Raw genomic sequence first — 17,185 nt, 5'->3', positions numbered from 1 at the left:
GATGAAAGCCCTGAGGTTCACCGCGGTGGACACGGTGTCCGTCGACGAGCTGGAGGTACCGCGGATCGCCGCCGACGAGGTGCTCGTCGCGGCCCGCTCGGTCGGTGTCTGCCACTCCGACATCGAGCTGCTCGAAGGCCGCTACATCATCCCGTTCTCCTACCCGGTGATCCCGGGCCACGAATGGTCCGGCCAGATCGTCGAAACCGGTGCCGACGTCACGGAGTTCGCGCCCGGCGACCGCGTGGTGGGCGAGTGCGTGATCGGCGACGACCACTTCGGCTTCTCGATCAGCGGTGCGGCGGCGGAGTTCTTCGTCGCCAAACCCGCGTGGCTGCACCGGCTGCCCGATTCGCTGTCCTTCACCGACGGCGCGCTCGTCGAGCCGTTCAGCTGCGGGTACCACGCGCTGATGAAGGCGGGCAACGTCAATGCCAGCGACACGGTGGTGGTGTTCGGCGCCGGCCCGATCGGGCTCGGCGTCACCGCCGGAGCCGCGGCGCTGGGAGCGCGCACCATCACCGTCGAGCCGGCGGCCGGGCGCGCGGAGGCGGCGCGCAAGCTCGGCGCCGAGGTCGTGCTCGACCCGACGGCCGGGCCGATCGCCCAGCAGGTGGCCGAGGCGACCGGCGGCACCGGGGGCACCGTGGTGATCGAGGCGACGGGGCGGCCGTCGGTGATGGCCGACGTGCTCGACGTCGCCGCACACGGCGCGCGGGTCGTGTACGTCGGCATCGACGTGGGCGGCACCGCGCCGGCGAAGCTGGGCCTGATCCAGTCGAAGGAACTGAGCATCCGCGGCATCATCGGCTCGCCGGGGGTGTGGCCGGAGACCCTGCGGTTCCTCGCGCGCGCCGGGCTCGACCTGTCCGACCTGGTGACCGGCCGGTTCCCGGTGGAGCGGGCCGCGGAGGCGATCAGCGCCTCGCGTGACACCGCGAAGAACATCAAGGTGCACCTCGAGTTCGAGGCCGCGCGGTGACCGGGACCATGCGGGCGGCCGTCTACCACGGCCGTCAGGACGTCCGGATCGAAGAGGTGCCGCTGCCCCGGCTGCGCGAGGGCGAGGTGCTCGTCGCCGTGCGGCGCAGCGGGATCTGCGGCTCGGACGCCACGGAGTGGGCGGCCGGGCCGAAGATGGTGCCGCTCACCCGGCGCCACCCCGCCAGCGGGCACCTCGGCCCGATGATCATCGGCCACGAGTTCGTCGGCGAGGTCGTGGACGGTGGCGAGGGGTTCGCCGCGGGCGATCTCGTCGCGGCGGGTGCCGGTGTCTCGTGTGGACAGTGCGATCGCTGCGGCGAGGGCCGCACCAACCTGTGCCGCCGGTACTACACGCTCGGGCTCAACGCCCCCGGCGGGCTCGCGGAATACGTCGCCGCTCCCGCCGGCATGCTCCGCCCGATCCCGGCCGGGGTGTCGCTCGACCACGCCGGGCTGGCGCAGCCGCTGGCCGTGGGCCTGCACGCCGCGCGGCGGGCGGGCGTCCGGCCGGGTGACTCCGTGGTGGTCATCGGGGCCGGCGCCATCGGCTCCTTCGTCCTGGCCGGGCTGCGGCACCTGCACGACGCCGACGTGACCGTGGTCGACTTCGCCGGCGACAAGCTGGACCGGGCCGCGCGGCTCGGCGCCACCCGGACCGTGGACGCGGCGGGCGACGTCGTCGATGCCGTGCGCGAGCTGACCGGCGGGCGTGGCGCCGACGTGGTCATCGAGGCGAGCGGCGCGCCCGGGCAGTTCGAGAACGCGCTGCGGATGGTCACCGACGGCGGGCGCGTTCTCGCCGTCGGCCTGCCCAAGCAGGCGCCCGCGGTCGACCTGTTCGGCCTGGTGCTGCGGGAGATCACCGTCGAGTCGACCGTGGCGCACGTGTGCGGCGAGGATCTGGTGCCGGCGTTGGAGATCCTCTCCGCCGGGGTGCTCGGTGCCGAGCTGCTCGACTCGGTGATCGGCCTCGACGAGCTCAGCGACCGCGGCCTCGCGCGGCTGGCCGCCGGGGGCGTGGACGGGAAGGTCCTCATCGATCCGGGGAGGCACTCGTGAAGGTCGCGGTGCTGGGGCTGGGCGCGATGGGCTCGCAGCTGCTCCTGCGGCTGATCGACAGCGGCGTCGACGTCGTCGGCTGGAACCGCGATCCCGGCCGCGCGCGGCGTGCCGGGATCGCGCCGGACCGGGTCGCGTCCTCGGTGGCCGAGGCGGTGACCGGGGCCGACGTGGTGATCGCCATGCTCGCCGACGGGCCGGCCTTGCGGGCCGTGCTCACCGGGGTTGTCGACGTGCTCGCCGAGAACACGCTGGTGCTCGACATGGGCACGTCCGGGCCGGGGCTTTCGCGTGAAGTGGCGGAAACCCTGGCCGGGCACGGGATCCGGTTCGCCGAGGCCCCGGTGTCCGGGTCGGTCGGCGCGGCTCGCGCCGGGTCGTTGACGATCATGTTCGGCGGCGTGGCCGAGGACCTGGCCGATGCGGAACCGGTACTGCGGTTCCTGGGCGCGCGGACCATCCACATCGGACCGATCGGCGCCGCCTCGACGCTGAAGCTGTGCGTCAACGCGTTGCTGCACACGTTCAACGCCACGCTCGGCGAGGTCCTCGGCACCGCGACGCGCGCGGGCATCGACCTGCGCACGGCCTACGACACGATCGGCGAGTCCGCCGTCGCCGCCCCGTTCGTGCGGTACAAGCGCGACGCCTTCCTGTCCGAGACCCACCCCCCGGTGGCCTTCGCGGTGGACCTGGTGCGCAAGGACCTCGAACTGTTCCTCGACGCGGTTCCCGACCCCGAGCGGCAGAGCCCGACGGTGCGGACCGCCGTCGGCGTGGTGCACCGGGCCCAGAACGCCGGTCTCGGACAGGAGGACATGGCGACGCTCGCGCGGCTGTACGACGGGAGCTGAGCGCTCCGGGCCGTCTCAGCCGGGGGACCGGTTGAGACGGCGGTGATCAGACGTCGGCTCGGTCGCGGATTTCGACGGCGGTCTCGAGCATCTGCCGGGTGCTGGTGAACCAGTCCTGCAGGTTCAGGTCCACGATGAGCTCGTCCGCGCCCGCCTCGGCGGCCGTGTGGACGTCTTCCAGGATCTGGTCGAGGGTGCCGACGAACGCGGTGCGGCCGGGGCCGGCCGGGCGGTCGGTGAAGGTGACGTTGCCGACCACGACCATCTCCATCCGGCCGGCGTCGCGGCCGTAGCCGGTGGCCAGTTCCCGGATGCGGTCCCAGCCGGTGCGCAGTTCGGCGGCGCCGGCCGGGCCGGGGGTGGTGAGCAGCGGCAGCCAGCCGTCGGCGCGCTGGGCGATGCGCCGCATGGCGCGGGCGTCGCCTCCGCCGCCGAGCATGACGGGGATCTTCCCCACGGGCTTGGGCAGGACCGCCGCGTTGTCGATGACTGTGCGGGTGCCGCGGAAGGTCACCGGGTCCGGGCCCCAGGCGGCGTCGAAGACGTCGAGGGTCTCGTCGAGGATCCGGCCGCGGTCGGCGCGGGTGGTGCCGGCGGCCTGGAGCTCGTCGGTGGACCAGCCGGTGCTCAGGCCCGCGATCACCCGGCCGCCGCTGAGCTGGTCGACCGTGGCCAGCTCCTTCGCCAGTTGGATGGGCAGGTGGAGCGGGGCGACCAGCACGGACGTGCCGAGTCGCACGGTGTTGGTCACCACCGCGGCGGCGGCGAGCACGGCCAGCGGGTCGGCTGCCTGCCGCGACGCGGCCGGCCACGGCACGTTCGGCGGCGCGTACGGTTCGAGGGGCTGCTCCGGGAAGAGCAGCCGTTCGTAGGTCCACAAGCCGGCGTACCCGGCCGCTTCCGCCGTCCGGGCCGCTTCGACGACGTCGTGCCGCAGGTCCACGCCCAGTCGTTGGGGCAGGCGGAGTCCGAGCTTCATGGGAGTTCTCCGAGCGAGTCGTGATTGTCCTGACCGGACCGAGTCTGGACATTCACATCGATGTGAGGGTCAATGTCCGCTCGGCCACACGAGACCGGGGCGCGCGCGGGCGTCTCCACCCGAGCGCGAGGCCCGGAGTTCTGCGTGGCGTGCCGGGCCGTCGCGCGGACGTGTCCGGCTGCCGCCCGGACCGGCTCGAATGGAGCAGCGCTGTGACGTTCCGCTGGCTTTCGCTCACTCGCCCGATGAATTGCCGGTGATTCTCCCGCGCTTCTACGCTGGAAAAGGTCGAGATCCTCGTGCCTGGGAGGAATTGTGCGTCGGAAGCTGATTGTTCTTGCCGCGGTGTTGTTTTCTTTGCTGGGTCTGTCCGCTGTTCCCGCCGCGGCGAGTGGTGCCCAGTTCGCGCCGGCGGGCTGTTTCGGGGAGCGGTACGGCATCTTTTTCGGGCAGGGCATCAGTGTCTCGTGCCTGCCCGGTGAAGGCCACGGTTACCGTGTGATCGCCCACTGTGTGAGCGGCAACGCGTTCTGGTTCGCGGCGGGTGATTTCGTCCCGTACGGATTCGGCCCGGCGACCGCGGAATGCAACGGTGCACTGCTCGCGCCCGCGAGTGTGGCCGCGTATCAGGTCGACGAAATCTGATTTTCCGCGTGGACTTCAGGCGACCGCGACGATTTCGCCGTGCAGCACGGAAAACCAGCCGTCGGGGTCGCCGACCCAGCGGCGCCACGCGGTGGAGATTTCCTCGAGCTCGGCCGATTGCGCGAGGCCGTCGCGGAGGATCTGCGCGGTGGTGTCGGAGTTCAGCACGCGGTCGGCCCACATGCCGCCCCAGTAGGCGCGATCCTCCGGGGTGGCGAAGCACCACGTGGCGGACGACGGCGTGACTTCGGTGAAGCCCGCGGCGTGGGCCCAGGTGAGCAGCCGCCGGCCGGCGTCGGGTTCGCTGCCGTTGGCGCGGAAGGCCTGGCGGTACACCTCGAGCCACCGGTCGAGCGCCGCGTCCGCCGGGTGCCAGGTGAAGGCCTGGTAGTCGGCGTCGCGTGCGGCGACGAGGCCGCCCGGACGGCAGACGCGGCGCATCTCCCGCAGAGCCTGCACCGGGTCGGCGACGTGCTGCAGCACCTGGTGGGCGTGGACGACGTCGAAGCTGTCGTCGGGGAAGTCGAGTGCGTGGACGTCGCCGACCACGAACTCGACGTTGTCCAGGCCGCGCCGGGCGGCCTCCGCTTCGCCGAGCTGACGGGCCGCCTCGGTGATCTCGACGCCGGTGACCCGCCCCGGGGCCACCAGCGCGGCGAGGTCCGCGGTGATCGTCCCGGGCCCGCTGCCGATGTCGAGCAGCGCCTGCCCGGGCGCGAGCCGGGGCAGGAGGTACGCGCACGAGTTTTCGGCGGTCCGCCAGCGGTGTGAGCGGAGCACGGATTCCTGGTGACCATGGGTGTAGGACGGCACATCGTGAGCTTAGCTCAGCTTCTCAGTGAGCGGGACGTCGTTCTCGTCATCTGGACCGGGTAGGAACCCTGGACTGACGTCGATCGCGGCTCGATAGTGATAGCCATGTACTCAGGCAACCCCGACGTCCCTGACGACGTGTTCGCAGCCGTTCTCGGCCAGATCAACGACTTCGTGCGTACCCGTGTGATGCCTCGCGAGGTCGAGATCATGACCACGGATGCCATTCCGGCCGATCTCCGGGCGCAGGCCGCGGAGATGGGGTTGTTCGGGTATGCGATCCCGCAGGAGTGGGGCGGTCTGGGTCTGGACCTCGTGCAGGACGTCGAGGTCGCGATGGCGCTCGGCTATACGTCGCTCGCTCTGCGGTCGATGTTCGGGACGAACAACGGCATCGCGGGCCAGGTCCTGGTCGGGTTCGGCACGGAGGAGCAGCGGGCGCGGTGGCTGCCGGGCATCGCGTCGGGCGAGATCGTCGCCTCGTTCGCGCTCACCGAACCCGGCGCCGGGTCGAACCCGGCGGGCCTGCGCACCACCGCGAAGCCGGACGGCGACGGCTGGGTCATCGACGGGGGCAAGCAGTTCATCACCAACGCCACCGAGGCCGGGTTGTTCGTCGTGTTCGCGCGCACGCGGCCGGCGTCGGAGTCCGGTACGGGCATCGCGGTGTTCCTCGTGCCGGCCGACGCGCCGGGGATCACGGTCGGCCCGAAGGACGCCAAGATGGGGCAGGAGGGCTCGCGCACCGCGGAGGTCACCTTCACCGGGGTCCGCGTCGGGCCGGAGGCGCTGGTCGGCGGGGACGGCGAGGTCGGGTACAAGGCCGCGATGACGTCGCTGGCCCGCGGGCGCGTCCACATGGCGGGGCTGGCCGTCGGCGCCGCGCAACGGGCGCTCGACGAGTCGGTGTCCTACGCCGCCACCGCGACGCAGGGCGGCACGGTGATCGGGGATTTCCAGCTGGTGCAGGCGATGATCGCCGACCAGCAGACCGGCGTGCTGGCCGGGCGGGCGCTGGCCCGGGAGGCGGCGCGGCTGTACGTGACGGGGGAGGATCGGCGGATCGCGCCGTCGGCGGCGAAGCTGTTCTGCACGGAGATGGCGGGCAAGACCGCCGACCTGGCGGTGCAGATCCACGGCGGCAGCGGTTACCTGCGGGAGGTCCCGGTGGAGCGGATCTACCGCGATGTCCGGTTGATGCGGCTGTACGAGGGCACCAGTGAGATCCAGCGGTTGATCGTCGGCGGTGGGCTCGTGCGGGCCGAGAAGAAGAAGCAGTCGTGACGCGCCCGCTCGAAGGGGTCACGGTCGTCGCCGTCGAGCAGGCTGTCGCCGCCCCGCTGGCGACCCGCAACCTGGCCGACCTGGGTGCTCGCGTGATCAAGATCGAGCGCCTCGACGGCGGTGACTTCGCGCGCGGCTACGACCACGTCGTGCACGGCACCGGTGCGCACTTCGTGTGGCTCAACCGGGGCAAGGAGTCGATCGCGCTCGACCTGAAGGTGCCGGAGGGCCGCGACATCGCGCGCCGGCTCGTCGCGATCGCGGACGTGTTCGTGCAGAACCTCGCTCCCGGTGCCGCCGAGCGCCTCGGGTTCGGTGATCTGCGCGCCGAGCACCCGGAGCTGGTCGTGGTGAACGTGTCCGGCTTCGGCGCCGGCGGGCCGATGGAGCAGCGCAAGGCCTACGACATGCTCATCCAGGCCGAGGCCGGGCTCATCGCCATCACCGGGACCCCGGAGACGCCGGTGAAGACCGGCATCCCGACCTCCGACATCGCCTCGGGCATGTACTGCTCGCAGGCGGTGCTGGCCGCGCTGCTGCGCCGCTGGCGCACCGGCGAGGGGGCCACGATCGAGGTCTCGATGCTGGAGGCCACCGTCGAGTGGATGGGCTACGCGCTCTACACCCAGATGTACGCCGGCACCCAGCCCGCCCGCATGGGCCTGAGCCACGCCTCGATCGCCCCCTACGACGCCTTCCCGACCCGCGACGGCCAGATGCTGATCGGCGTGCAGAACGACAGCGGCTGGCGCACCCTGGTCACCGCGGTCCTCGACGCCCCGGAACTCGCCGACGACCCGCGCTTCGCCACCAACGTCGCCCGCGTGGCCCACCGCGCCGCGTGCGATGCCGCGGTCGCCGCCCGCACCGTCCGCTGGTCGGGTGCCGAGCTCGACGAGCGCCTGGCCGCCGCCGGCGTTCCCGCCGCCCAGCTCAAGGAAGTCGGCCAGGTCGTCGACCACCCCCAGCTCCGCGCCCGCGACCGCTGGCGCAAGGTCGGCACCGAATTCGCCGAGATCGACGCCCTGCTCCCGCCCGCGACCTTCGCCGACGTCAAAGCCCGCATGGGCGACGTCCCCGCCCTGGGCCAGCACACGCGCGCCCTGCTCGCCGAGTCCGGCGTGGACGCCGACGACGTCATCGCCCGCGGAATCGCAGGCCCGCCCCGGGCGTGAGGCTCCGGCTGCTGCCGGACATTCAGCGCGGTCCCGCGCAACCCGTTGGTATCAGCGGTGATTCCGGGGCCGACGTTGTCGTGCCCGCGGGACGGCGGGCCCTCGCCACAGCTGACGGCCCGCCCAGCTTCAGCTCGTCTTGACTCCCTCGCCGCGCGGCCGGTAGTTTACAGAAACACGAATTTCGATTCGAGATTACGAAAGTGACGATGATGTCGCGATGACCACGACGCCTGCTGCCGAGACCCTGCCCGACCTGCTGCGCGCGTGTGCCGCGGCCGTGCCGGGGCGGGAGGCGCTCGTGGTCGGCGGGGTGCGGCTGACGTACGCGCAGCTGGGCGAGCGGATGGACGAGGCGCGCAGGGCGTTGCAGGGGATCGGGGTCGGGGAAGGTGACGTCGTCGCGCTGCTGGCGCCGAACGACGCCGCGTGGGTGCCGGTGGCGTTCGGGGCGATGGCCGCCGGGGCGCGGGTCGACGCGTTCAACACGTGGGTCAAGGCCTACGACATCGACTACCTGCTGACCAGCTCGAAGGCGTCGGTCCTGGTGATGGTGGACCGGGTGCGGGGCAACGACCTCGTCGGCGAGCTGCGGAAGCTGGTGCCGGACCTGGGGAAACCGCAAGACGCCTTTCCCGCGCTGAGGCATGTGGTCGTGCTCGGGGACGACGTGCCGGAGGGGGCGCTGGCGTGGCGGGACCTGCCGAAGCCGCCGGCCACCCCGGCGAAACCCGATCCCGCCGAACCCGCGTTCGTCCTCTACACGTCGGGCTCGACGAAGAACCCCAAGGCCGTCCCGCTGTGCCACCGCGACCTGATCCTCAACGGCTTCCACATCGGCGAGCGCATGGGCCTGTCCGCCGACGACCGCGTGTGGTTCGGCTCCCCGCTGTTCTGGAGCTTCGGCTGCGCCAACGCGCTCATGGCCACGATGACCCACCAGGCCCGCTTCGTGCTGCAGGAGCAGTTCGAACCCCGAGCCGCGGCCGAGCTGATGGCGGCGGAGCGCGTGACGGCCGCGTACCTGCTGCCTGCCATGGTCGACGCGCTCGTCAACGGGCCGGCCGAACGCGTGCGGGAGGTGGCGTCGTTGCGCACCGGGCTGACCATCGGCCGGCCCGAGGAGGTCGAGCGCGCGATCACGCAGCTGGGCATCACCGGGATGTGCAACGTCTACGGCTCGACCGAGACCTACGGCAACTGCTGCGTCACCGACCACCGCATGCCGCTCGGGACGCGCCTGAGGACGCAGGGCGAACCGCTGACCGGCGTCGAGATCCGGGTGGCCGACCAGGAAACCGGCACGCCGCTGCCGGCCGGCGAGCCGGGGGAGCTGCAGGTGCGCGGCCGCCTGACACCGGGTTACCTCGACGACGAGGCCAACGCGGAGGCCTTCACCGGCGACGGCTGGTTCCGCACCGGCGACCGCGGAGTCCTCAACGCCGACGGCACCGTCTCGTTCATCGGCCGGATCACCGACATGATCAAGACCTCCGGCATCAACGTCTCCCCGGCCGAGGTCGAGAGCTTCCTGTCGGGCCACCCCGACATCGCCGAGTCCGTGGTGCTCGGCGCGCCGCACCCGAGCCGCGACGAGGTCGTGGTGGCGTTCGTCGTGGCGCGCGGCGGAAGGCTCACCGCGCAGGACGTGATCGCCCACTGCAAGGAGCGCATCGCGGGGTACAAGGTGCCGTGGGCGGTGGCGATCGTCGAGGAACTGCCGAAGACCGGCACCGGCAAGCTCGTCCGCCGGACGTTGCGCGACGAGGCGGAGAGACTCGTGCAGGACAAGCTGAAAGCAGGCATGCCATGACGGGCAACTGGGGCCGCTGGGGCACCGACGACGAGGCCGGTGCGCTCAACCTCGTCACCCCCGACGTCACCCGCCGCGCGGCCGGGCTCGTGCGGACGGGCCGGACGATCGGCCTCGCCCAGCCGCTCGGCCCGGCCACCTCGTCGCCGCGCCACCGGCCGGGGCCGATGCGGTTCATGAACCGCGACGCCGGGGACTACGCCCTGGGGGCGCGCACGCCGGGCGGGTTCCGGTTCGCCGAGGACACCGTGCAGTTCCCGACGCACAGCGGCACCCACGTCGACTCGCTGTCCCACGCCTGGACCGGCGAGGAGATCTACAATGGACACTCGCAGGCCTCGACGCGCACCACGCGCGGCGCGCAGCGCTGCGGCGCCGAGAAGCTGCCTCCGGTCGTGACACGCGGGGTGCTCGTGGACCTGGTGACCGCGACCGGCGGGCCGCTGGAGCCGAGTGCTCCGGTCGGAGTCGACGAGCTGCGCCAGGGCATCGCGGAGGCCGGGGTCACGCCCGAACTCGGCGACGCCGTGCTGATCCGCACCGGCTGGCTCGAAACCCAGGGCCGCGGCGGTGACTACTTCGCGGACGAGCCCGGCATCACCGAGGAGGCCGCGCGCTGGCTGGCCGACCGCGACGTCGCGCTCGTCGGTGCCGACAACTACGCCGTGGAACAGCAGTCGGCGACCAGCGGGTTCCCCGCGCACCTGCTGCTCCTGCACCAGCACGGCGTGCCGCTGCTGGAAAACCTCGAGCTGGCCGAGCTCGGCGGCGCGCTCGCGGCCGAATCGCGGTCGACGTTCCTGTTCGTCTTCGCGCCGATCCCGCTCGTCGGCTCGACGGCCACCCCGGTCACGCCGGTGGTCGTCCTGTGACCGCGGACTGGCTCACCGGCGTCCTGAAACCGGGTGACCTCGTGGTGGTCGCGCAGGGCACCGGCGAGCCGACGCCGTTGCTGGAACAGCTGGTGCGGGCGGCTCCGCCCGACATCGAGGTGTTCGTCGGGCTCAGCCACAGCACCGCGCTCACCGGCCCGGCCGCGCGCGAGCTGCCGCTGGTGTCGTTCGGCGCGCTGGGCCCGCTCGGCCGGCTCGCCGCGAACGGCACCGTCTCCGTGATCCCGTGCCACTTCCGCGACGTCCCACGCGCGCTCGCGAGCCGCAACCCCGAGCAGATCGTGGTGGCGCTGCAGGTGTCGAGTGCCGACGGGACCGGTCACCACAGCCTGGGACTGTCCGTCGACTACACCTACGACCTGCTCGGCCGTGCCCGCGCCGTCGTGGCCGAGGTCAATGACCGCCTGCCGCACACGAGCGCGCCGCGCGTGCACTCGTCGCAGCTGACCGCGACGGTGCCCAGCTCCCGGCCGATGCCGACGGTCACGGCCGGCGCGACCGGGCCGGTGCACGAAACGATCGCGCGGCACGTCGCCGGCCTGGTGCCCGACGGAGCGACGATCCAGCTCGGCGTCGGCACGCTCCCGTCGGCGCTCGGCCGGGCGCTGAAGTCCCGGCGCGACCTGCGCGTGCATTCGACGCTCGCCGGGTCCTGGCTGCTCGACCTCGCCCGCTCCGGCGCGCTGAGCGACGAGCCGGGCGCCGTGACGATCTGCGAGGCCGCCGGCTCCCCGGAGCTCTACGACTGGGTGGTCGAAAGCGGGGTGCTCGTGTGTCCCGTGTCGGACCTGTCGCGGCCGGGCGCGGTCGCCGACCACTTCGTGGCAATGAACTCGGCGCTGCAGGTGGATCTCACGGGGCAGGTCAACGCGGAGGAGCTCGGCTCCGGGTACGTCGGCGGGATCGGCGGCCAGCCCGACTACCTGCGCGCGGCCCAGCAGTCGCGGGACGGCTGTTCGATCGTGATGCTGCCCGCCACGACGGGCGACGGCACCCGGTCGCGCATCGTGCGCGGCTTGCACGCCGGCGCCGTCACGACGCCACGGTCCCATGTGGACGTGGTCGTCACCGAGCACGGAATCGCCGACCTGCGCGGGAAAAGCCTCGCCGAGCGCGCCGAAGCCCTCGTCGCCATCGCGGCCCCCGGCCACCGTTCCTCACTGCGGGAGACGCCATGACCAGCACGCTCGACGCGCAGCTGCACGAGTTCCTCGCGGCGCAGCTCGGCTCGGTCCCGAAGATCGCCGACCTGACCCGCGTCGGCGTCGGCCGCTCGCGGGAGAACTGGGTGTTCGACCTCGTCGACCCCGCCACGGACGACCGCGAACCGCTGATCCTGCGGCGCGACCCCGAAGGCGGCCTGGTGGACACCGACCGGGGCACGGAGTTCGCCGTGCTGCGGGCGCTGGAACCGAGTGGCCTCCCCGCGCCGCGGGCCCGCTGGCTGGACTCGGACGGCCGGTGGCTCGGCAAACCGTCGCTGATCATGCGGCGTGAGCCCGGCGCCTGCGACTACCGCGTGGTCAACGGCGACCGCCCGCTGGCCGAGCGCACCGGCCTGGCGCGGCGGTTCTGCGAACTGCTGGCGGAGGTGCACTCCGTCGACTGGCGTTCCACCGGCCTCGGTGCGGTGCTCGAAGATCCGGGGGAGCAGGCGGCGCTGGCCGAGCTGCGGCGCTGGGAAACCGTGCTGCGCCAGGACCAGCTCGAGGCACTGCCCGAAGTGGACCTCGCGCTCGCGTGGCTGCGCGAGCACGCGCCCGCGTCGCCGCACACCGTGCTCGTGCACGCGGATTTCAAGCCCGGCAACATCCTGCTGCAAGGCGACCGCGTTTCCGCGTTGCTCGACTGGGAGCTCGCGCACCTGGGCGACCCCCTGGAAGACCTCGGCTGGGTCGTGCAGCCCCTGCGCCACCGCGAGCACCTCATCGAGGGCGCGTGGGAACGCGAAGACCTGGTTCGCCACTACCGCGAGACCACCGGTCTGGACGTCGACGAGACGGCGCTGGAGTGGTGGGTGGTCTTCTCGACCTTCAAAACCGTGGTCATGCAGGTCAGCGGCCTCCGGGCGTTCCTCGACGAGCGCAGCGACGAACCGTACCGCCCGACCCGACGCGTGCTGCTGACCCTGCTGACCGCGATCGCCGAACGGAGCTGACGTGCGCCCGACCATCGAAGACCAGCTGCACGGTGCGCAGCGCCTGCTGGACGACGTCGCCACCGATCCCCGACTGAGCCGGGACTCGCACGAGAATCTCGTCAACGTGCGGCGGCTGCTGAAGCAGATCGGGCGTTCGTGGTCCGAGCTGCTTCCCTTCTACCTCAACGACAACGCCACGATGGCGCAGTTGCTGACCCGCCACGACGTCGAGCTCCCCGCGGTGGCCGAACCCGCCGGCTACGACGTCGCGGAAGCCGCGCGCCGCAACGCCGAGCTGCGGGCCTTGTTGTCCCGCGTCATCACGAACCTGCCCGACACCCCGGACGGCGCCGCCGCCCGGCGGGAGATCACCGAGTACCTGGTCCGTCGGATCGAAACCGACCCAAGCTGAGGAGGTGGCGATGAGCGACCTGACCCTCGGTGACGAGCACTTCGCCGAGCAGTTCCCCCTGTCCCCGTTGGACGATTACCTCATCCACCAGACGCCGGACCCGATCCGCGTGATGGCGACCGGCGACCCGCGCGCCTACGAGCGGTACTGGATGATCTGCCACGACCCCACCGGCGAGGTGATGGTCGCGACCGGCGGCAGCTTCTACCCGAACCTCGACCGCGCCGAGGCCTACGCCATCGTGAACTTCCGAGGCCGCCACACGTCCGTGCGCAGCTTTCGCGCGCTCGGGGTGGACCGCGCGGACCTGCGGGTGGGCCCGATCGCGCCGGAGATCGTCCGCGGCCTGCGGGAATGGCGTTACGTGCTGGAGCCCAACGAGCAGGGCATCAGCTACGACCTGACCTTCCGCGACACCACCCGCCAGGTGTTCCGCGAACCGCTGTCCGACTCGGCCCACGGCACGCCGCCGGGCCGGCGCAACGACGTGACCGCCGGGTTCGAGGGCTTCGGCACGGTCGAGGGCTGGGTCGAGGTCGACGGCACCCGCGTCGAGCTCGGCCCCGGCTCCGCGGGCACCCGCGACCGGCACTGGGGCACGGGCCGCGGCGTCGGCGGGCCGGCGATGTCGCTCGGCGGACGGCTCCACGTCGGCGTGTCCGGCAACGCGTTCGTGCCTTTCTCGGACTGGACGCTGTGGGGCGACCGCGTGTACTACCCGTTCGGCGACAGCCGGCCGGGCGCGACGCGCGTGGCCAAGCCGACGCGGCGGCTGCGGTTCGACCCCGACACCGACATCTTCGCCGAGGGTATCGTCGACTACCGGCTCGGCACCGGCGAGGTCAAGCGGCTGCACTACGAGCACCTCGGTCTGCAGACGGCGTTCCTGCGCTGCGGCATGTACGGCGGCACCCCGGAAAGCGGCATCCACCAAGGTTCCTACGACGGCCCGTCGATGACCGAGGGCGAAACGTACGACCTCACGAACCCCCGCACCCGCATCAGCCTGCGCGGCCTGGACGAGCACCTGTGCCGCGTCACCTGCGACGGCGAGACGGTGATCGGCATCTACCAGACCATCGACCCGGTGGCCTACGAGACCTGCAAGTCGGGTCGGCCGGGCTGGGACTTTCTCTGACGGCGGCCGGGGCAGGCCCCGGCCGCCGCAGTGTTCAGCGTTTGAGCGTGAAGGTGAAGTCGCCGGAGAGCTTGCCGCTCAGCCGGACCGCCGAGACGAGTTTGCCGTCGTCGAGCAGCCTTTCGACTTCGGCGCGGGGAAGCGCGCAGCCTTCGGCGATCAAGCGCACCGGACGCACCGGAATGCGGGCGGCGAAGCGCACTGAAACGTCGATCACCTCCTGGTCGAGATGATCCGAGCCGCCGGTGTCGAGCCGCCAGGCACCGGCCCAGTCGAGGCCGACCCGGTTGCGGTGCAGCACAAGCGGGTCCTGGAGCAGCTCGGCGACCAGGCCGAGATCGTTGGTGTGCAAGCGTTCCAGCACATCGGGACGAAGGGACCGCACATTCGTCCGCTCCAGGACCGAGAGCTTCACCGTGTCCCCGCACGAGGTGCAGAGCACGAGGAGCCAGGCTTCGAGGAGCTTGTGGTGGGCGTTGACGCGGAATTTGCCACTGGGCCGGAAACGGTCGTGACCGCAGGCCGTGCAGCGACGGAGAAGGACGGGAAAACGGGTGGGTTCGACCACCCAATGAATGAGCACAGAAGGACACCGGTTTCTGTGAGAAGTCCGCAGCACAAGTCAGCGCGGCGCACAGGGGCGACGCGCGACGAATCAGCTCTCGGGAGGTCTCACAGCGTGTACACCGGCACGCCCTTTCCTGGGCAACGTGGTTCGGCGGCACGGTAACAACGCACGGCGGCGCGGCTCCACCGGTTTTCGCGTGCGGCGTGTGGCCGCGTCCGGCTAGGGTGGGCCGATGGGGTCAGTCAGGCAGGTCCAGATCACTTTCGACTGCGCGTCGCCGGAGCGCGTCGCGCGGTTCTGGTGCGAGGTGCTCGGTTACGTCGTCCCGTCGCCACCGGACGGGTTCGCCACCTGGGACGAGTTCACCCGCTCGCTGCCGCCGGAGAAGCAGGACTCGGGGTTCGTCTGCAGTGACCCCACCGGGGTGGGCCCGCGGATGTACTTCCAGCGCGTGCCCGAAGGCAAGGTCGTCAAGAACCGCGTGCACCTCGACGTGCGGGTCGGCACCGGGCTCGTGGGCGAGGAGCGCGTCGCCGTGCTCGAAGCCGAGGGCGCCCGCCTGGTCGCGCTCGGCGCCGTCCGCCGGCAGCTGCTGGTCGCCGACGAGGAGAACGAGTCGTGCCTGGTGATGCAGGACGTCGAGGGCAACGAGTTCTGCCTCGACTGAGGCGCTGCCAGCGCGCGTCTGAAGCCGCGCCAGTCGATCGGATCGAACGTGGCCGGATGACCGCAGCGCGAGCCGCGGCGTCGCCGGTGCCCAGCCTGGTGTGCGGGTTCGGGGATCACTGCGGTGATGCCGCGGATCCGCAGATGTCCACGGATCGCCCGCGAGGAGCAGGCCTTGTCGCGGCGGACCCGGTCGGGGCACGACCGGCAGCAGCCCCGCAACCCATCGCAGCTTTGCCAGATACGCCCTAGGTGTATTTGGCCATCAGGTTGGTGGCAGTCGGCTGGTGGGTGGGTGGCCGCCGAGTGCGCTGTGGCGGCGTTGAGTGTTGTAGTGCTGGAGCCAGGGTGCAAGGGCTGCGGTGCGGTCAGCGTTGCTGGTGAAGGCGTGGCGGTAGGCCCATTCGGTTTGCAGCGTGCGGTTGAGACGTTCGACTTTGCCGTTTTGCCAGGGGCAGTGGGGCTTGATGACCTTCTGCCGGATGTTGTGCTCGGCGCAGACCTCGCGCAGGGACCAGCGGTAGGCCCAGGCGTTGTCGGTCATCAGCCGTTGGATGCGGGTGATGCCGTGGCCGGCGAAGTAGGTGATCGCCCGGGTGAGGAAGGCAGGGCAGGTTGGCCCTTTCTCGTCCGGGTGGATCTCGGAGTAGGCCAGGCGGGAGTGGTCGTCGACCAGGGAGTGGACGTAGTCGTATCCGATCTTGGCGCTGCGGTCGCGGGTGGCTTCCCGCTGGGCCCGGCCGTGGGCTCGCCAGCCGCCGCCGTCGGGGATGCGGCCGATCTTCTTGACGTCCATGTGGACCAGCTCGCCCGGCTGCTCCCGCTCATAGCGGACGGCTGTGGTCTTGCTGGCCCGGATCACCTGCCCGGTGATCGGTTCGAGCGTCGCCAGTCGCGGGATCTGGTGGCGGGCCAGCACCCGCGACACCGTCCGTGTCGGGACACCCAGTGCACAGCTGAGCCAGGCCGGGCCGCGGCGTTCACGCTGCCGCAACGTGATGATCCGCTGCTCGAGCTGATCATCGGTCCGCCGCGGTGAGGTATGCGGCCGCGAGGATCGGTCACGAAGACCGGGCTCCCCCTCGGTGGCGTAGCGGTCCAGCCAGGTCTTCACGCATTTGCGAGAGATTCCCATCGCGGCCGCGACGTGTGCTTGCGGCCATCCGGCCTGGTGACGCTGGACGATCAGCAACCTGCCCAGGAACGTGGTCCGGGCATTACGGTGAGACACGAGAGCCTCCGGTTGACGTGGGTCCTAGACAAGCCACACCTCAACCGGAGGCTCTCCCCACGTCAACCAGACCCCTTCCGCAACCAACGTCCTGGCCAAATACACCTAGGCCGTGTCTGGCAATGTTTTGGTCCAGATGGTCACCGCGTGAAGGAGCACGGCTGAGCGGTAGATGATGGCGAGCTTGTCGAAGCGGGTGGCCAGACCACGCCATTGTTTGAGCAGGTTGAAGCCGCGTTCGACGACGTTGCGCCCGCGGTAATCGCGTGCGTCGAAGGCTGGTGGACGACCTGCGCTGGAGCCGCGGCGTTGCCGGTGCCCGACCTGATCGGCAGGCTCTGGAATCACCGCGGTGATGCCGCGGGTGCGCAAGTGCCCGCGGATCGCTCGCGAGGAGTAGGCCTTGTCTCCCCGGACCCGATCGGGGCGAGTACGGGCCCGGCCGCGTCCGATGCGGGCGATCCGCAGGTGCCGCATCAGGTGCGGGAACATCGGTGCGTCCCCGGCCTGTCCGGGCCCGACCAACGCCAC

18 protein-coding genes are annotated in these 17,185 nt (G+C 71.5%); 13 read left to right on the top strand and 5 right to left on the bottom strand.

All coding sequences use genetic code 11. The features are described 5' to 3' along the window. Window position 1 precedes the first annotated feature (1 nt). Genes AB0K15_RS36795 through AB0K15_RS36785 form a run of 3 tightly spaced genes read left to right on the top strand, consistent with a single transcriptional unit; the run spans window position 2 to window position 2,897 of the window. On the top strand, window positions 2-982 hold the full coding sequence (locus tag AB0K15_RS36795) for a zinc-binding dehydrogenase (RefSeq protein ID WP_364061454.1): 981 nt from the start codon (window positions 2-4) through the stop codon (window positions 980-982). After that, entirely contained in the window at window positions 979-2,043 is a 1,065-nt protein-coding gene (locus AB0K15_RS36790; protein ID WP_364061451.1) for an alcohol dehydrogenase catalytic domain-containing protein, read from the top strand. The genes AB0K15_RS36795 and AB0K15_RS36790 overlap by 4 nt, the downstream gene beginning before the upstream one ends. Then, window positions 2,040-2,897, top strand: coding sequence for an NAD(P)-dependent oxidoreductase (locus AB0K15_RS36785; protein WP_364061448.1), 858 nt, complete (start codon window positions 2,040-2,042; stop codon window positions 2,895-2,897). The genes AB0K15_RS36790 and AB0K15_RS36785 overlap by 4 nt, the downstream gene beginning before the upstream one ends. Window positions 2,898-2,943: 46 nt before the next feature. Here AB0K15_RS36785 and AB0K15_RS36780 read toward each other — a convergent pair whose 3' ends face one another. Further along, entirely contained in the window at window positions 2,944-3,876 is a 933-nt protein-coding gene (locus AB0K15_RS36780; RefSeq protein ID WP_364061445.1) for a TIGR03619 family F420-dependent LLM class oxidoreductase, read from the bottom strand. A 315-nt stretch (window positions 3,877-4,191) separates the two neighbouring features. Between AB0K15_RS36780 and AB0K15_RS36775 the strand changes: the two genes are divergently transcribed. After that, window positions 4,192-4,521 carry a hypothetical protein gene (locus tag AB0K15_RS36775; protein WP_364061442.1) on the top strand — a complete coding sequence of 110 codons (330 nt, stop codon included), beginning with the start codon at window positions 4,192-4,194 and terminating at the stop codon, window positions 4,519-4,521. 15 nt (window positions 4,522-4,536) lie between these two features. On the opposite strand, the gene AB0K15_RS36770 is transcribed toward AB0K15_RS36775, so the two are convergent. Beyond that, a complete protein-coding gene (locus tag AB0K15_RS36770) occupies window positions 4,537-5,301 on the bottom strand; it encodes a methyltransferase domain-containing protein (RefSeq protein ID WP_364061439.1) in 765 nt (254 codons plus the stop codon). Between the two features lie 138 nt (window positions 5,302-5,439). Between AB0K15_RS36770 and AB0K15_RS36765 the strand changes: the two genes are divergently transcribed. From AB0K15_RS36765 to AB0K15_RS36730, 8 genes are all read left to right on the top strand, one after another. Next, entirely contained in the window at window positions 5,440-6,618 is a 1,179-nt protein-coding gene (locus AB0K15_RS36765; protein ID WP_364061436.1) for an acyl-CoA dehydrogenase family protein, read from the top strand. Continuing rightward, window positions 6,615-7,793 (top strand): CaiB/BaiF CoA-transferase family protein, encoded by a 1,179-nt coding sequence (locus AB0K15_RS36760; RefSeq protein WP_364061433.1) that lies wholly within the window; start codon window positions 6,615-6,617, stop codon window positions 7,791-7,793. The genes AB0K15_RS36765 and AB0K15_RS36760 overlap by 4 nt, the downstream gene beginning before the upstream one ends. 220 nt (window positions 7,794-8,013) lie before the next feature. Next, the gene (locus AB0K15_RS36755; RefSeq protein WP_364061430.1) at window positions 8,014-9,606 is read left to right on the top strand and encodes a class I adenylate-forming enzyme family protein; all 1,593 of its coding nucleotides are present in this window, start codon (window positions 8,014-8,016) and stop codon (window positions 9,604-9,606) included. Next, on the top strand, window positions 9,603-10,478 hold the full coding sequence (locus AB0K15_RS36750) for a cyclase family protein (protein WP_364061427.1): 876 nt from the start codon (window positions 9,603-9,605) through the stop codon (window positions 10,476-10,478). Before AB0K15_RS36755 ends, AB0K15_RS36750 begins: the two co-directional genes overlap by 4 nt. Further along, window positions 10,475-11,677 (top strand): acetyl-CoA hydrolase/transferase C-terminal domain-containing protein, encoded by a 1,203-nt coding sequence (locus AB0K15_RS36745; protein WP_364061424.1) that lies wholly within the window; start codon window positions 10,475-10,477, stop codon window positions 11,675-11,677. The genes AB0K15_RS36750 and AB0K15_RS36745 overlap by 4 nt, the downstream gene beginning before the upstream one ends. Further along, window positions 11,674-12,657 carry a phosphotransferase family protein gene (locus AB0K15_RS36740; protein WP_364061421.1) on the top strand — a complete coding sequence of 328 codons (984 nt, stop codon included), beginning with the start codon at window positions 11,674-11,676 and terminating at the stop codon, window positions 12,655-12,657. The genes AB0K15_RS36745 and AB0K15_RS36740 overlap by 4 nt, the downstream gene beginning before the upstream one ends. A 1-nt stretch (window position 12,658) precedes the next feature. Further along, window positions 12,659-13,051, top strand: a complete 393-nt coding sequence (locus tag AB0K15_RS36735) for a hypothetical protein (RefSeq protein WP_364061418.1) — start codon at window positions 12,659-12,661, stop codon at window positions 13,049-13,051. Between the two features lie 10 nt (window positions 13,052-13,061). After that, complete coding sequence (locus tag AB0K15_RS36730; RefSeq protein WP_364061416.1) at window positions 13,062-14,189, top strand: hypothetical protein; 1,128 nt, start codon at window positions 13,062-13,064, stop codon at window positions 14,187-14,189. 34 nt (window positions 14,190-14,223) lie between these two features. Here the strand turns inward: AB0K15_RS36730 and AB0K15_RS36725 are convergent, their stop codons facing one another. Continuing rightward, the gene (locus AB0K15_RS36725; RefSeq protein WP_364061414.1) at window positions 14,224-14,757 is read right to left on the bottom strand and encodes a DUF1062 domain-containing protein; all 534 of its coding nucleotides are present in this window, start codon (window positions 14,755-14,757) and stop codon (window positions 14,224-14,226) included. Between the two features lie 232 nt (window positions 14,758-14,989). Between AB0K15_RS36725 and AB0K15_RS36720 the strand changes: the two genes are divergently transcribed. Next, window positions 14,990-15,424: a VOC family protein gene (locus AB0K15_RS36720; RefSeq protein WP_364061412.1), complete on the top strand. Its 435-nt coding sequence runs from the start codon at window positions 14,990-14,992 to the stop codon at window positions 15,422-15,424. Window positions 15,425-15,688: 264 nt separating this feature from the next. Here AB0K15_RS36720 and AB0K15_RS36715 read toward each other — a convergent pair whose 3' ends face one another. Further along, window positions 15,689-16,654, bottom strand: coding sequence for an IS481 family transposase (locus AB0K15_RS36715; protein WP_364061410.1), 966 nt, complete (start codon window positions 16,652-16,654; stop codon window positions 15,689-15,691). A gap of 105 nt (window positions 16,655-16,759) precedes the next feature. Continuing rightward, window positions 16,760-17,185, bottom strand: a 426-nt coding sequence (locus AB0K15_RS36710; RefSeq protein WP_364061408.1) for a transposase, incomplete at its 5' end; no start/stop codon positions are given.

Source organism: Amycolatopsis sp. NPDC049253, from assembly GCF_040678995.1.
Taxonomy (GTDB): Bacteria; Actinomycetota; Actinomycetes; order Mycobacteriales; family Pseudonocardiaceae; genus Amycolatopsis.
This window is presented reverse-complemented; position numbering and strand designations above follow the sequence as displayed.

Coding starts and splice junctions, on each gene's coding strand:
- AB0K15_RS36720 (WP_364061412.1), top strand. CDS start 14,990: ATGGGGTCAGTCAGGCAGGTCCAGATCACTTTCGACTGCGCGTCGCCG.
- AB0K15_RS36795 (WP_364061454.1), top strand. CDS start 2: ATGAAAGCCCTGAGGTTCACCGCGGTGGACACGGTGTCCGTCGACGAG.
- AB0K15_RS36730 (WP_364061416.1), top strand. CDS start 13,062: ATGAGCGACCTGACCCTCGGTGACGAGCACTTCGCCGAGCAGTTCCCC.
- AB0K15_RS36750 (WP_364061427.1), top strand. CDS start 9,603: ATGACGGGCAACTGGGGCCGCTGGGGCACCGACGACGAGGCCGGTGCG.
- AB0K15_RS36765 (WP_364061436.1), top strand. CDS start 5,440: ATGTACTCAGGCAACCCCGACGTCCCTGACGACGTGTTCGCAGCCGTT.
- AB0K15_RS36740 (WP_364061421.1), top strand. CDS start 11,674: ATGACCAGCACGCTCGACGCGCAGCTGCACGAGTTCCTCGCGGCGCAG.
- AB0K15_RS36780 (WP_364061445.1), bottom strand. CDS start 3,876: ATGAAGCTCGGACTCCGCCTGCCCCAACGACTGGGCGTGGACCTGCGG.
- AB0K15_RS36755 (WP_364061430.1), top strand. CDS start 8,014: ATGACCACGACGCCTGCTGCCGAGACCCTGCCCGACCTGCTGCGCGCG.